Consider the following 13944-nt stretch of genomic DNA (forward strand, 5'->3'; position numbering starts at 1 on the left):
GCGGAATCGGTGGTCGCTGTAAGTTACGCCGGGTGGCGCTGCGCTTACCCGGCCTACAAAACCAACCTTTTTCTCGATCCCGTAGGCCGGGTAAGGCGTAGCCGCCACCCGGCGTTTTTTTAATACCGCACACACACCGACTTGGTTTCACACCAGCCGTCCAGCCAGGCGGGGCGGTAAACATCGCCCGGGCCGGTGCGGCGCGGGACAGGGCGAAGGTGGTCGGGCGGGATCGGTGGTCGCTGTAAGTTACTCCGGGTGGCGCTGCGCTTACCCTGCCTACAAAACCAACCTTTTTCCTCGATCCCGTAGGCAGGGTAAGGCGTAGCCGTCACCCGGCGTTTTTTTTAATACCGCACACACACCGACTTGGTTTCACACCAGCCGTCCAGCCAGTCGGGGCCGAAATCGCGCCCGGTGCCGGACTGCTTCATGCCGCCGAACGGCAGGTTGGCGTCTATCAGCGTGTGGCTGTTCACCCACACGGTTCCGGCCTGTAACCTGTCGGTATACGCCAGCGCTTTACTGATGTTCTGCGTCCAGACGCTGGCCGTTAAGCCATATTCAGTGTCATTCGCCAGCTGAAGCGCCTCTTCCCCATCGGCCACACGAACCAGGTTCACCACCGGCCCGAAGACCTCTTCACGCGTCAGTCGCAGATGATTATCCGGGTTGACCACCAGCGTTGGCGAAACGTAATAGCCTTTGCCGTCTGGGCCCCGGTTCCCGGCGATCAGCTCCGCATTGTGCGCCTTCGCCTCATCCAGGAACGCCTGAACCTTATCGCAGTGGGCGCGCGACACCAGCGGGTTGATAAACGCCTCCGGCGACATGCCCGGCCCGACGCTGAGGGATTTCACGGCCTGTTCAAACCCGCTGACCAGCGTGTCGAACAGCGGAGCCTCAATATAAATGCGCGAGCTGGCCGCGCAGACCTGCCCCTGGTTCAGGAAGCTGCCGGTCATCAGCCCTTCAATCACCCACGCCGGATCGGCATCTTTCAGCACGATGGCCGGGTTTTTGCCGCCCAGCTCCAGCGTCACGCCCGTTAGCGTGTCCGCCGCCGCGCGGGCAATCTGCTTGCCCGTCGCCGTCGAACCGGTAAAGCTCACTTTGGCAATGCGCGGGTGCGAGGTCAGCGCCGCGCCACAGACGGCGCCACTGCCGGTCACCACGTTGAACACACCCTCCGGGATCCCCGCCTCGCTCGCCAGTTCCGCCACCCGTAACAGGGTGAGCGGCGTGGTTTCCGACGGTTTGATCACGATGGAGCAACCTGCCGCCAGCGCGGGCATCACTTTCCACATGCCAATCATCAGCGGGAAGTTCCACGGCACAATCCCCGCCACGACTCCCACCGGCTCTTTACGCGTCCACGCCTGATAACGCGCGCCCTGCGGCAGTGGAATCGAGAGATCGAGGGTTTTACCGGCAATTTTGGTGGACAGCCCTGCCGTGTAGCGCATCCAGTTCAGGGTGCAGCCCACCTCGAAGGCGCGGGAAATGTTAATCGATTTCCCCTGCTCCAGGGTTTCGAGCTGTGCCAGCTCTTCGCCATGCTGTTCCACCAGATCCGCAAACCGCAGCAGGATGCGTTCCCGCTCTGCCGGCAGCCGTCCGGCCCAGCTTCGGGCGACAAAGGCGCGCCAGCCAGACATCACCGCACGATCGACATCATCGACGCTGGCATCGGCGGTAGAGGCAATAACCTCTCCGGTCGCCGGGTTATAGACGTTCAGACGCTTTTCGCTATCGGATGCCGCCTGACGCCCTTCGATCCACAGGCCGTGCTGGCGATCTAAAAACTGCTGCACGCCCGGCAGGATGGCGACATGTGATTCGGACATAGAATACTCCTTCGTTATGCTTCGCAGGGTGTGTATGCAGTCTAAGAGGGGATTCGCATTCCTGCTTTTGTCTGTGTGACATTCGCTTTGCCAGCTGTGACAGGGTCCGCAAATCGTGATAATTCCCGCTTATATCGCTGTAACCGTTGAGTGTTCTTTCCTATAGTCAGCCTCGTAGCCCTGACAAAATGCAACATAAATGCAACAATGCGAAAACAGTGACGGTGCAGCGAGAACATCAATGGCGTGTGCAAGCGAACAGGACAATTTTCAGCAGTGGCTGGCGCAAATTAACCAGGTTTGTGGGCGCTTTGCGGCACGTCCGTTAGAGGGGGCGTTTCTCGGCGAGCTGGAAACCAGCTACACCCAAAGTCTGAAGCTGAGCACGGTGACCGCCGCAGGCGTTAACCTGTTTCGCACCCGTCAGGAGATCAAAAACGGCAACGACGCCTGGTTCTACACCGTGTTTCAGCTGGAAGGCAGCGCCGGAATCGAACAGGACGACCAGCGCGCGATGCTGAAAGCCGGGGATATCACGCTGATTGACGCCTCCCGCCCGTGCTCCATTTACTGGCAGGAGCGTTCCCGCCAGATTTCGCTGCTGCTCCCGCGACAAATCATTGAGCAACACGCGCGTTTTCAGGAAGTGAGGTGCGCGCTGCCCCTCTCCCGCAGTCTGCCTACCGTACAGCTGAGCTACCGACTGCTACAGGAGAGCATGGGCAATGCCGATCTCAGCGCCAGTGAAAGCGAAGCGGCGCTTGAGGCGATGGTGTGTCTGCTGCGTCCGGCCTTCCAGCAGCGTGACGAGGTGCTGCCGCGCAAGGAGCGTCAGTTCCGCCACGTTCTGTCCCTGATTGATGATCATATTCAGTCGGAGGCGTTAAGACCGGAGTGGATAGCTTCAGAGAGCGGCATGTCCGTGCGTAGCTTGTACCGCATGTTTGCCGGGAAAGGGCTGGTGGTAGCGCAGTATATTAAGAACCGTCGCCTCGATTTATGCGCTCAGGCGCTGCGTTCCATCAGCGATGACGAAAAGCTGGCGGGGATTGGCTACAGCTGGGGTTTCACCGACCATAGCCATTTTTCCACCGCCTTTAAGCAGCGTTTCGGGGTTTCGCCGGGCGAATACCGCAGGCGTTACCGCTAGCTATTTTTTCAGCCACTTGCCGTTAATTCCCTTCACGTACTCACCCGGCTGCGCGCGGGCCACCAGCTTTTGTCCCGCCATTTTCGCCACCTCGTCGACGGGTAAATTATTACTGTCAGCCAGCTGCTGGTAACTTTCCGTGCGTGCGGCGTTGATACGGTTCACCAGCGCCAGGGTTTCAGCGTCGTGCTGAACGGGCGCAAGATAGCCGCTCAGGGTTTCCCCTACGCGCCCCTGGGCACGCGCATCGTTGAGCGTAAGCGTGGCGGCGTGAACGTTCATCCCCAGCGCCAGTAACATCAGAGCAAATCGTTTCATGACATCCTCAGAACAGATCGCTGCGGGATTTCAGCAGGGCTTCAACGTCTTTATCCACCTTGATATGGATTTCATGCTCGATTTTCACGTTCATGTTGATGGTGATCGGCTCTTTGGGCGCCGCCACTTCAATGCGCGGCGTGCAGCCTGATAGCAGCGCGACGACGGCCACGGTGAGTACACCAGCCCTCTTTTTCATTGTTGTTCCTCACTTTCCTTGCCTGTCGAACTGCGGAGAAGGGGTATCGCCGCATGTTGCTCAAACCATGTTTGCAGATTGTCCCCAAAGCGCAGGCTGCGCCAGAGGGTAAAAATGTTCTCTTCATGGGTGTAATTCAGGTTTACGAAACTGCTTTTACCTTCGACGCGGCTGGTGCCTTTAATGGCCGCCTGCATGGTTAACACACCCAGATTATCCACATTGAGTTTTGTCCACGACTGCGAAATTTCCATATAGCGGAGCCAGTTGATCGCCGCCCCGGCAACCATGTTGTCTTTCACAATGGCATCCGCCGTGTCCTGGTCGATGCGCAGCGTCATCGGCCCCGGGTTGGTCAGCCAGCCATCTTTAATGATCCATTTTTCATTGTCCAGCCAGAACGGCAGCGCGCCGCTCACCGGGCCGGACATGGCAAACTGCTTCGGATTCACCGCGCTTATCAGTTCGCTGGAGGAAATATTATCCACGCGCAGTAAAGCCGGATCGTGCTGCGGCATTCTCAACTGCTGCATGGTGATTTTCCCGCCGAGCGCTTCCACCTTCACGTTGGTGAGCAGGAGCGGGTTCGCTTCGGTCCAGGGATAATCGCCCTGGAGATCCGCGGTGATATTTCGGGCTGTGACCAGGTTTTTCACCTCGTCGATTCGTAACGTTACCGGCCCGCGCGTGCCCAGCGACCAGGTACCCTGGCTTAAGCGGAACGGAAGAACAAAATCCACGCCGTTGATCTCGTTATCCGGCATCCACGCGCTGCCCGCTTTCAGCACCCCGTGCCCCCCGGCCTCAAACCCCTGATCGGGGGCCGCGGAGAAAGCCACCTGCGCGTACATTTCGCCGCCGCGCAGGGTCATTTTCCAGTCTGGCGGGATCAGCGGCTGAAACACCGTAAGAGACTGTTTTGGCCACCAGGCCTGACCGCGAAGGCGTTCGCCGTCCCAGCGTCCATTCACCTGGACCGGGCCGATGTCGTCCGCATGCAGGTTCCCTTTAAACTGGAACACCGTCGGGTCTGTCCCGTCAACACTGAAGGTCAAAACGGACGGCGGCAGCACGCTTCCGCCTGAAAAGCTTGTTTGCCCGGCGTTAAGCGCGAGCGCGCCGCTAAAGGTGGGGTTATCCGGGTCCCGCGACCAGCGCACCGGGTGATCCAGCACCAGGCGTGGCTTGCTGACCAGCATCGTACCATACTGCAATTTGTCGAACCCCGTGGAAAGATCGGTCAGTTCGATAACGTTGTCGCGCCACTCCCCGGTTCCCCGGACATCCCAGCGCGCGTTCATTGGCGTGAAATTCCCTTTACCCCAGTAGCGCCACTGCCACAAACCGTTGTCCGGTAAAAAGTCGTTAGCCTGGCCGTCCAGATGCAGCTCAAAATCGCCCATCTCGTTTTCATGCGCCCGCAGAATGGCTTGCAGGCGGCCGTCCACGCCCTTCTGCGTGAGCTTCACGCCCGCCAGCGGCCAGCGGATCTCATCGATATCCAGCGAGTCGATGATGCGCCCGCGCGAGCGCAATAAAGCGCCGGGTTCAAACGTAAGCTGCGGATCGTAAAGGCTGCCGGTCAGCATCGCCGGGAGCCTGGCATACAGGATCAGATCGTTTTGCTTGGCTTCCCCGCTCAGGTGCAGCGGCATAGCGCTGTTATCCATACTGAGCGAGCCGGGACCGATATTCAGCACCGCGTTGCCCTTACCCGCATCCCCCTGGGTCAGCACGTTGAGCCGCCCCGTGAAGGTGGCTTTCTCCAGCCCCTGCTGCCAGTTATCCACTTTCAGCCCGACGCGTCCGCTCATTGGCACGCCGGAGGCTAACCAGTTCCAGCGTCCGTCGCTGATGGTCAACTGCTGAGCGGTGATCTGCCACGGTAAATCGAGCAGCGGATCGGGGTTGTCCCGCGCCATGACCACCAGCTGGCCCTGATTGTCCTCCCAGTCCAGTTCGGCATCGACCAGCGAGGATAACTGTGGCACGTTAAAGGTCGCGACCGTATGCCCTTTCACCGGCACGCCGTCCGGCACCAGCGGCAGGGTAAATTCACCGACCAGCTTCACGGGCTGCGGCTGATCCGGCAGTTGCACATCGAACTGGCTGATGGAAAGGGTCTGGCCGCGTAACTGCCCCTTAATGCTCACCTGCTCGCCGTTATAGGTGATGTCCTGGCGGGCTGGCGTCAGTGAGGCATGCAACTCACCCTCCCACTGCTGCCAGGGAGAAAGGGTAAAGCGATGGATGGTCAGCCAGGTGTTGGGCAGGATGGCCTGCCACTGCGCCAGCGTTTTCGGCGCCACCGTAGATGGCGCCGATTGCGGTAATTTGCTCAGGCAGACAGAGTTAAGTTCAAGTGCGCCAATATCCAGATCCCAGCGGCTGGGGTGTGACAGAGTCACGTTTTCCACGCGGGCAATTTCACACTCTTCTACCAGATAGCGGAGATCGGGGATGATCAGGGCGTGACGCGTGAGCCGTGGGCTTTTTTCAAACGCGATGCGCGTTCCAACGGGGAGCCAGATCCCGGCGAGCGTGGGTACCCACTGGGCGAGCGTCATCAGCAGCGTCAGCGGCACAAGAAATAGCAGCAGTAATAGCGCGATTGCGGCTTTGTATTTACCCTTCATGGGCAGTTAATATCCTGATTTTGCGAAAAAAATAAGCCGTTCTTGCCGCTCATTGTCGCATGTTTAGCCAGTCAGTTGAAGGTAATGCCATTTTTAAGAGTAGATGCTCTACAATAATTCATAGAACTTATTGATTTCAATGAATTTTGAAAAATTGTAAGATAATTTTAAACATGCTAACGTGGTTCCAAAATCACTGGAGAAAGTCTTATGAAACTCGCGGTATATAGCACAAAGCAGTACGACAAAAAGTATCTGCAACATGTTAACGAGACGTACGGTTTCGATCTTGAATTTTTCGACTTTCTGCTAACTGAAAAGACGGCTAAAACCGCCCACGGCTGCGAAGGCGTGTGTATCTTCGTTAACGACGACGGTAGCCGACCGGTGCTGGAAGAGTTAAAAAAACAGGGCGTGAAATACATTGCCCTGCGCTGCGCGGGCTTTAACAACGTCGATCTCGATGCCGCCAAAGAGCTGGGTCTGAAGGTCGTTCGCGTCCCGGCCTATTCTCCGGAAGCCGTGGCAGAACATGCGGTCGGGATGATGATGTCGCTCAACCGTCGTATTCACCGTGCCTATCAGCGAACCCGTGATGCTAACTTCTCTCTGGAAGGGCTGACCGGCTTTACCATGTACGGTAAAACCGCAGGCGTGATCGGTACCGGCAAAATTGGCGTGGCCGCCCTTCGCATCCTGAAAGGATTTGGCATGCGCCTGCTGGCGTTTGATCCGTACCCAAGCGCCGCTGCGCTGGAGCTGGGCGTGGAGTATGTCGATCTGAAAACGCTCTTCTCGCAGTCTGACGTTATCTCCCTGCACTGTCCGCTGACCCCGGAGAACTATCATCTGCTTAATCAGTCGGCGTTCGACCAGATGAAAGACGGCGTGATGATCATCAATACCAGCCGCGGCGGGCTGATCGACTCTCAGGCGGCTATCGAAGCGTTGAAAACGCAAAAAATCGGCGCGTTGGGTATGGATGTGTACGAGAACGAACGCGATCTGTTCTTTGAGGATAAATCTAATGACGTGATCCAGGACGACGTGTTCCGTCGCCTGTCTGCCTGTCACAACGTGTTGTTCACAGGGCACCAGGCGTTCCTGACCGCCGAAGCGCTGATCAGCATTTCGGAAACCACGCTGGGGAATTTGCGTCAACTCGAAAAGGGCGAAGCGTGCCCGAACGCGATAGTGTAAGCCTGGTAAGCCGGGTGGCGGCTACGCCCTGCCCGGCCTGTGGATTGCGTTAATTGTAGGCCCGGTAAGCGCAGCGTCACCGGGCTTTTTGGGCTTCAATCCTGCCACGCGCAGGATAGTCCTGGCTGACGTTTGCCGCTCTGCTTTATCCAGTGTCCCGAAACAGGTAATAATTTTGATTAAATAAGTTTGATTTTTACCTCATATCCCTCGAGGCCTGTCATGGCTTCACGAGCGATAAACTCAATTTCAGACACTTCCTGCCCTGTTTTTTTACGTAACTCTGAAATTTTTTTGGTTATAAGCGCTGAAATTTCTTCTTCTGCCTTTTGCGTCAGTGCGTCAACGTTCATGTTTACCTCTTGCAACCGTTTACTGTTTCCATTCTCCAGCAGGCGACAGCTAACGATTAACTGCCTTTCACCATAACTGTATGTAAAGAGTAGACTATCTGTGTAACGTATGCTGCCGTCGCATTTAATTGCATTATTTGAACAGGGTGTTATTGTCCCAAAGCCTTAGAGCACAAAACAGATAAACATAAGAAAAGGTTTGACTCACACTCGCCCCGCATCAGGGGCATTTTTTTGGCTGCCTGTAAGCAAAAACCCGCCATAAGCGGGTTTTTGTGTTATTCGAGAAAATTATTTAAAGACTTCTGCGACGGCCTGGAAGTTTGGGCCATGCTCGCGGGCAGCGATGATGACGTAGTATTTCCCGCCCTTCTCGTCTGCCAGTTTTGAGAGTTTTTGATGAAGATCTGAAGGTGAAGAAATTTGTCCACCTGAAGCCCCTACAGATACATTACCAAGGTATTCAAGCTTGAAGTGGTGCGCTTCATCCTTGGAAATCATATCTGCCGCAGATGCGCCGAAGCTTGCTACTGTTAAAGCCAATACACTCCCTAATAGTGCTTTTTTCATATCATTCCTCCTGTTGATGAATCTATATATTTAACATTAGCAGCAAATATGTAAATGATCCGTATCAATATTGTAGAAGGATTGAGCATCACGACCAGCCATCACTGACCTGAACAGCGGGTGCAGCAGGTTCATCTACTATACTGACCTGTGCAGTCGTCATTTATCTGCCGGTTGCGCCTGAAGCAATTGAAACTTACCTGTACCATGACCATCAGGAGAACAATATGCACACGAGTAAAACCCTGAAAAGGCTGCTAGCCGTATCAGCAGTTGCAGCAATGTTCAGCACCGTTGGCGTACAAGCCCAGACAATCAGCGCCGCGCAAACTCAAACTGCGGGCCAGGCTCAACCGGACGCCAGACTCAGCTCCGGCGACGAGAAAGCATTGAAGGACATGGCGCAGGCCAATATCAACGAAGTTGCCGCCGCCAGGCTCGCCCTGGACAAGGCCCAAACCAGTGAAGTGAAAACATTCGCCCAGAAAATGGTCGACGATCACGGCGCCGCGCTGACCAAAGTCAAGACCGTTGCCCAGAAAAAGGGCGTGGAGCTGCCGACCGAACCAGACGCCGCGCATAAAGCCCTGAACTCAAGGCTGGAAAACCAGCGCGGTGACGCTTTTGACAAAATGTATATGGAATATGCTGGCGTGAAGGACCACGAGAAGGTGCTGTCGAAGCTTAAAAGCGACGCCAGTAAAATCGACGATCCGGATGTGAAGGCTCTGGCCAACGAGCACACTCCGGTCGTTGAGCAGCATCTGAAGTCCGCCGAGCAGATGTCAACACGTGCTGGCGCATCAGCCGATAAATAACGCGTCGGTAAAACGACTACTGCAAAATAAAGTGGGGCCCGCAGGCCCCACGCTTATTTCCCCTTCCTGATGAATTATTCCGGCAAGGCGTAGACCACCACCTGATCGCCCACCTGATCCTTCAGGATCGTATTCCCGCCAGCCACGAAGGCCACATACTGGCGACCTTTATATTCATAGACGGACGGGTTCGCTACCGCCGGAGCTTCGGCCTGATCGGACCACAGCTCTTCACCGCTCTCTACCGAGTAGGCACGCACTTTGGCATCCATTGAAGCACCGATGAAGATCACGCCGCCCGCCGTCACTGCCGGACCACCAATGGTAGGCGAACCCCAGCTTTCCGGCATGAAAAAGCCATACTGCTGGGAGGCGCCAACCGGACGACGCCATTTCACATCGCCCGTGTGCATGTCCAGCGCCACGATTTCACCAAACGGCGGTTGCCAGCACGGCATGCCAAGCCAGTTGCTCGCCACCAGCAGACGCATACCGTACGGGGCGCCTTCCTGTGGGGCAAAGCCGCTTTCGTTGCCGGAGTCTTTGTCTGCGTTATCGTAATCCTCACGGCTGTACAGCTTCACGTACTGGACGATATGCGAGGTGTTGACGATGGCGATCTGTTTTTGCGGATCGAACGCCACCCCACCCCACTGGACGCCGCCGGCGCTATCGGGATAGGTGAGCGTGCCTTCGCCTTTGGTGGTTGGCGGGGTATACATTCCCTCATAGGTCAGGTTATCCCACAGGCGGGAGCACTGGCCGCCACCGACGATATCCGCCAGCTTCCAGATTTCCGGTTTTTTCGACTGGTCGAGCAGCGGCGCGGGTTTGGTCGGGAATGGCTGCGTGGGCGAGAGAACTTCACCCTGAACCGACCCATCACCCTGCGGAACCGGACGTTCTTCGATTGGCCATACGTCCTCCCCCGTCAGGCGGTTAACCACAAACAGGAAACCCTGCTTGGTGGCCTGCACCAGCGCCGGGATCTGCTTGCCGTCTACGGTGATGTCCATCAGCGTCGGGGCGGAGTTGATATCGTAATCCCAGACGTCGTGGTGTACCCACTGACGGGACCAGACCACTTTACCGGTGTTGATGTCCAGGGCGGTGGTCGAGGTGCCAAGCGGAATAGCGTCCACGCGGTTGCCGCCCCAATAGTTGGGAGACGGCGATGAGACCGGGAGATAGACCAGCCCGTTAGCCTCGTCGGCGGACATGTGCGTCCAGACGTTGGCGGTACCGGTACGCTTGCGGATCTCTGCCGGGATCGCCTCAAAGGTCCACTCAAGCTTACCGGTCTGGGCGTTGACTGAAAATACGGTGCCCGGAGGGGCTTCGGCATAGGCCCAGTCCTTCCCGGCCCAGCCCACCAGCAGATGGTTGCCGACAACGGTTGGCGGTTGCAGGACAGAGAGCGGATACTTCGCGTTAACGGTGTTCCACTGGTTCAGATCCAGCACGCCGTTGTTCGCAAAGCCGCTGCACGGTTTGCCTGAATCGGCGTCCAGCGCAAAGAGCTTGCCGTCAACGGTGCCCATATAGACCATCTTCTGGCATGCCTCACCTGTCAGCGGATTTTTGGCCTGCCAGTAGGAAACGCCGCGATTTTTCAGCACCGGCTGGGTCAGCGCCTTGCGCGACGATTTGGTGTCATAGTGCCACTTCTCTTTACCCGTCCCCGGATCCAGCGCAATCAGGCGATCGAATGGCGTGCCGATGTAGAGCGTATCGTTGGCGAAAATGGGCGTTGCGGACCAGACGGTAGCTGGCGTATCGCCTTTACCGTCCGAGACGTCGCCGGTATGGAACTCCCAGACTTTCGTTAATTTCCCGACGTTATCCGCCGTAATTTGGGTCAGGGGACTGTATTTCTGCGCGTTAAGCTGGCCGTGGAAGCTGTCCCAGGTGGCGGTGCCGGGCACCAGCGGCGTCGCTGGCTGGCTGGCCGAGGCGACTCTCTTTCCATCACCGTTGCCGGTTGAGGCATCGTCGGTGGTTTTTGTGGTTCCGGGCGCCTGCTGATCGGCCGCATCAATGTTCAGTGATTCCTGTGTCCCCTGAGAGGCTTCAGCGGCCTTATCCTGCGCCTGTAGCGCGAGCGGAGCGACCAGCAGCGCCAGCGCCGTCATGCTGACTTTTATGAAGGGATAATGCTTATCGTTGTGCACGGGCGGCTCCTCAGCTTCTGACGGGATGGTTGTAACGAGCGGAATGGCTGCTCAGCATAATCAGACCAATCAGGCCGACCACCATGGCTGCCGTTATGATGTACTGGTGTAGCAGCGCGGCGGCGAAAGCAATACCCGCCAACACCACCAGGGTGACAATAATCAGAAAAACGCGCGCCCCGCGACGCGATGCCGCACGTAACATAAAGGTCAGGATCGCCAGCACTACGCTGGCAATGACCACGCCCAGTGCGCCAATGGTGCCAGTGACGCCGGTAAGCGGCGTCCACCAGGCGTATAGCGCCACCGCAAAGGCTATTATCGCGGTCAGCAGCAGCAAAATGCTACCGACCCGCGAGGATTGAGAATGCAACATACCAGGAAACCCCCTCTAAAATGCAAAATTGACCATTATTAAGGCGTTTTCGTGAATATATACCCCTGCTGCCAGCCGCTATTAAGGGAACGCGACGTGTGGAGCGGCGGCATATTTCACTAAACGTAACTGAGTATAGAAGAGGATTTTCTTATGGGGCGTTTAATAGCAGGCATACGACGTCCTTAACCCCTTCGCCACCATAAAGAGAGCGTTATGTTACAAGACGGTTCGAAAGCTACGAGCGGGTTACGCGATTGTCTACATTCTGTTTTTTAATTTCAGGCATAACGGGATAATTTCACGCCCAATAAAATAATTAAATAAGCCCCCCTTCAATATGATGGCGCCTTATGGTACTTAATAAAACAGGGTGTTTATTCTTTAATTAACAGACGTGCAGGCAGGGAAAGTCAGTCGTTATTTGTTCGTTAATTTAACAAATCCCTTTCTTAATTAACCGCCTGTTAAAGCATCGTCAAAGAATAACGATAGTTATTGCAGGCATACACATAAGGTTTTCGGTATGCAACATCAAACCCCTCCCACCCGTGACGTAATGGCGCAGCGACGACTACAGACAGATAAAAACTAAATAAGTCGTCGCCCCTCTAACAACGCGGTAAAATATGATGAATAAAGCCACAACTCTCTCAGCTAATATTACAACACGCTCTAACTGGCACTGGCAGGATAATATCTGGACGCTGGGCCTTTATGGTACAGCCGTCGGAGCGGGAACACTGTTCCTTCCCGTGGAAATCGGCACCCGTGGTCCGGTTATTTTTCTGGTTATGCTCCTGCTGGGGCTGCCGTTATCCCTGATCCCCCATTTACTCCTTTGTCGTGTATATATGCGTGAAGAGAAGACTGAAAACGGCACGTTGCCGATCTTCGGCTCCTTCTTCAGCGGAAGGGGTGAAAAGCTGATCACCCTGTTCTATTGTGTGACCTTCTTCCCGGTAACCCTGGTTTACGGGGTGGCGCTGATTAATGCGCTGAGTAATTTACTGGTGGAGCATCTGCATATTACCGCCATCAGCCGTGGGCCATTGTCGTTTATCGTGGTTGCTGCGCTGTATGTGGTGCTTAGCAAGGGCCGGGACAGAGTCGTGGCCATTATGAGCGCACTGGCGCTGCCGTTCGCGGCATCTGTACTGCTGATCGCCGTATCACTTATCCCGGGATGGCATCTGTCTAACCTGACCGATACGGCCGCTGAAATGAACGCCACGCCGCTGCCGGTAACGCTGAAAAATATCTGGCTGACGCTGCCGCTTATTACCTTCTCGTTTTGCTGTGCGCCTATGGTCTCCCCGCTGAGCTCTTACTACCGGGAGAGGAAAGCGGAGGGTGAGAAAAAGGCACTGTTCGTGATCCGTATCGCCTACTTAGCTATCTTCGCCAGTATCCTCTTTTTCGTGCTGAGCTGCGTGCTGGGGATCCCCCATGACAACTTTGTGCGAGCGAAGGCGGAAAACCTGAATGTGCTGTCGGTGATGAAGGGAAACGGTGATTTCAGCCTGATTTACCACATTGCCCCGCTCATCGCTATCATCGGTATGACGAAATCCTTCCTCGGCGTAGGTCTGTCGGTCGCACAAACGTTTGGTCAGCTGGCTGCCAGCGTATCCGGCAAAAAGGCCAACGCCAGCAAGCGGCTGGCCTCTCTGGCGCTGTTCCTGCTGACCTATGGCATTGTTTATGCCAATCCGGATGTGCTCAGCCTGATTGAAATGTTCTGCGGACCACTGATCGCGGTGATCCTGTTCCTTATCCCGGCGTACCTCATATACACCCGCCCCTCGCTGGCAGAGCTTCGCGGCGTGACGGTGTTTTTGGTTGTTCTGGGCGGGCTGGCAACGCTGTCTGCATTGCTCTGGACAATGCTTTAGTCTGAACGCCGTTTGACTGTACCCATATACAGTAGTATTTTACGTTCAGGCTGAATCACATGCGTAATATCCATGAGGTAAACAATCATGTTTGTGGAACTGGTTTATGACAAGCGAAACGTACAGGGGCTGGAGGGAGCCAGGGAAATCATTCTGGCCGAACTGACAAAACGCGTGCACCGGATTTTTCCTGATGCCAGCGTGACGGTTAAGCCAATGCAAGCGAACGGCCTGAACAGCGACGCCAGCAAAAGCGACCGTGAAAAGCTCAACCGCATGCTTGAGGAGATGTTCGAAGAGTCGGACATGTGGTTAATACAAGAGTAACCGGGCGCAAAGCCCGGTCCTGGCTTCGGGAGACAAAGAGCATACAACGTTAACTTTGCGTAATTTCTTCCGCTATCGCGATGT

General features: G+C 55.9%; 13 protein-coding genes. 5 read left to right on the top strand and 8 right to left on the bottom strand.

From position 1 onward, the window contains the following. Nucleotides 1-347: 347 nt before the first annotated feature. The gene (locus ACOTYH_RS00005) at nt 348-1847 is read right to left on the bottom strand and encodes an aldehyde dehydrogenase family protein (protein ID WP_045911706.1); all 1500 of its coding nucleotides are present in this window, start codon (nt 1845-1847) and stop codon (nt 348-350) included. Between the two features lie 241 nt (nt 1848-2088). Here ACOTYH_RS00005 and feaR point away from each other — a divergent pair, with 241 nt between their 5' ends. Beyond that, nucleotides 2089-2997 (top strand): transcriptional regulator FeaR, encoded by a 909-nt coding sequence (feaR, locus tag ACOTYH_RS00010; RefSeq protein WP_015570600.1) that lies wholly within the window; start codon nt 2089-2091, stop codon nt 2995-2997. Here feaR and ACOTYH_RS00015 read toward each other — a convergent pair whose 3' ends face one another. From ACOTYH_RS00015 to ACOTYH_RS00025, 3 genes are read right to left on the bottom strand one after another with little or no spacing between them, the layout of a single operon-like run. Further along, a complete protein-coding gene (locus ACOTYH_RS00015; protein ID WP_023296550.1) occupies nt 2998-3315 on the bottom strand; it encodes a YdbL family protein in 318 nt (105 codons plus the stop codon). 7 nt (nt 3316-3322) lie between these two features. Beyond that, nucleotides 3323-3514 (bottom strand): YnbE family lipoprotein, encoded by a 192-nt coding sequence (locus ACOTYH_RS00020; RefSeq protein WP_003857369.1) that lies wholly within the window; start codon nt 3512-3514, stop codon nt 3323-3325. After that, entirely contained in the window at nt 3511-6150 is a 2640-nt protein-coding gene (locus ACOTYH_RS00025) for a YdbH family protein (RefSeq protein ID WP_086626315.1), read from the bottom strand. Before ACOTYH_RS00025 ends, ACOTYH_RS00020 begins: the two co-directional genes overlap by 4 nt. Before the next feature lie 210 nt (nt 6151-6360). On the opposite strand from ACOTYH_RS00025, the gene ACOTYH_RS00030 reads away from it, so the two are divergent. Then, nucleotides 6361-7350, top strand: coding sequence for a 2-hydroxyacid dehydrogenase (locus tag ACOTYH_RS00030; RefSeq protein WP_017384525.1), 990 nt, complete (start codon nt 6361-6363; stop codon nt 7348-7350). Between the two features lie 179 nt (nt 7351-7529). Here the strand turns inward: ACOTYH_RS00030 and ACOTYH_RS00035 are convergent, their stop codons facing one another. Both ACOTYH_RS00035 and ACOTYH_RS00040 read right to left on the bottom strand, forming a co-directional pair. After that, a complete protein-coding gene (locus tag ACOTYH_RS00035) occupies nt 7530-7703 on the bottom strand; it encodes a GnsA/GnsB family addiction module toxin (protein WP_006808842.1) in 174 nt (57 codons plus the stop codon). A gap of 291 nt (nt 7704-7994) precedes the next feature. Further along, on the bottom strand, nt 7995-8273 hold the full coding sequence (locus tag ACOTYH_RS00040) for a DUF1471 domain-containing protein (protein WP_003857380.1): 279 nt from the start codon (nt 8271-8273) through the stop codon (nt 7995-7997). Between the two features lie 227 nt (nt 8274-8500). Here ACOTYH_RS00040 and ACOTYH_RS00045 point away from each other — a divergent pair, with 227 nt between their 5' ends. After that, nucleotides 8501-9091, top strand: coding sequence for a DUF4142 domain-containing protein (locus ACOTYH_RS00045; RefSeq protein ID WP_421637478.1), 591 nt, complete (start codon nt 8501-8503; stop codon nt 9089-9091). A gap of 74 nt (nt 9092-9165) precedes the next feature. Here the strand turns inward: ACOTYH_RS00045 and ACOTYH_RS00050 are convergent, their stop codons facing one another. Both ACOTYH_RS00050 and ACOTYH_RS00055 read right to left on the bottom strand, forming a co-directional pair. Continuing rightward, nucleotides 9166-11262 (bottom strand): pyrroloquinoline quinone-dependent dehydrogenase, encoded by a 2097-nt coding sequence (locus ACOTYH_RS00050; protein WP_033486759.1) that lies wholly within the window; start codon nt 11260-11262, stop codon nt 9166-9168. Between the two features lie 10 nt (nt 11263-11272). After that, nucleotides 11273-11638 carry a hypothetical protein gene (locus tag ACOTYH_RS00055; RefSeq protein ID WP_032104048.1) on the bottom strand — a complete coding sequence of 122 codons (366 nt, stop codon included), beginning with the start codon at nt 11636-11638 and terminating at the stop codon, nt 11273-11275. A 632-nt stretch (nt 11639-12270) separates the two neighbouring features. Here ACOTYH_RS00055 and ACOTYH_RS00060 point away from each other — a divergent pair. Next, entirely contained in the window at nt 12271-13533 is a 1263-nt protein-coding gene (locus ACOTYH_RS00060; protein WP_020480531.1) for an amino acid permease, read from the top strand. A gap of 87 nt (nt 13534-13620) precedes the next feature. Further along, nucleotides 13621-13860 carry a DinI family protein gene (locus tag ACOTYH_RS00065; protein WP_003857390.1) on the top strand — a complete coding sequence of 80 codons (240 nt, stop codon included), beginning with the start codon at nt 13621-13623 and terminating at the stop codon, nt 13858-13860. Nucleotides 13861-13944 lie beyond the last annotated feature (84 nt).

Origin of the sequence: Enterobacter cloacae complex sp. SHL001 (assembly GCF_049236825.1) — a bacterium.
Taxonomy (GTDB): domain Bacteria; phylum Pseudomonadota; class Gammaproteobacteria; order Enterobacterales; family Enterobacteriaceae; genus Enterobacter; species Enterobacter hormaechei_C.

What these genes read in the sequence shown, in the direction of transcription:
- ACOTYH_RS00025 (WP_086626315.1), bottom strand. Translation starts at nt 6,150, where the DNA reads ATGAAGGGTAAATACAAAGCCGCAATCGCGCTATTACTGCTGCTATTT.
- ACOTYH_RS00065 (WP_003857390.1), top strand. Translation starts at nt 13,621, where the DNA reads ATGTTTGTGGAACTGGTTTATGACAAGCGAAACGTACAGGGGCTGGAG.
- ACOTYH_RS00060 (WP_020480531.1), top strand. Translation starts at nt 12,271, where the DNA reads ATGAATAAAGCCACAACTCTCTCAGCTAATATTACAACACGCTCTAAC.
- ACOTYH_RS00005 (WP_045911706.1), bottom strand. Translation starts at nt 1,847, where the DNA reads ATGTCCGAATCACATGTCGCCATCCTGCCGGGCGTGCAGCAGTTTTTA.
- ACOTYH_RS00040 (WP_003857380.1), bottom strand. Translation starts at nt 8,273, where the DNA reads ATGAAAAAAGCACTATTAGGGAGTGTATTGGCTTTAACAGTAGCAAGC.
- feaR (WP_015570600.1), top strand. Translation starts at nt 2,089, where the DNA reads ATGGCGTGTGCAAGCGAACAGGACAATTTTCAGCAGTGGCTGGCGCAA.
- ACOTYH_RS00045 (WP_421637478.1), top strand. Translation starts at nt 8,501, where the DNA reads ATGCACACGAGTAAAACCCTGAAAAGGCTGCTAGCCGTATCAGCAGTT.
- ACOTYH_RS00055 (WP_032104048.1), bottom strand. Translation starts at nt 11,638, where the DNA reads ATGTTGCATTCTCAATCCTCGCGGGTCGGTAGCATTTTGCTGCTGCTG.
- ACOTYH_RS00030 (WP_017384525.1), top strand. Translation starts at nt 6,361, where the DNA reads ATGAAACTCGCGGTATATAGCACAAAGCAGTACGACAAAAAGTATCTG.
- ACOTYH_RS00015 (WP_023296550.1), bottom strand. Translation starts at nt 3,315, where the DNA reads ATGAAACGATTTGCTCTGATGTTACTGGCGCTGGGGATGAACGTTCAC.
- ACOTYH_RS00035 (WP_006808842.1), bottom strand. Translation starts at nt 7,703, where the DNA reads ATGAACGTTGACGCACTGACGCAAAAGGCAGAAGAAGAAATTTCAGCG.
- ACOTYH_RS00020 (WP_003857369.1), bottom strand. Translation starts at nt 3,514, where the DNA reads ATGAAAAAGAGGGCTGGTGTACTCACCGTGGCCGTCGTCGCGCTGCTA.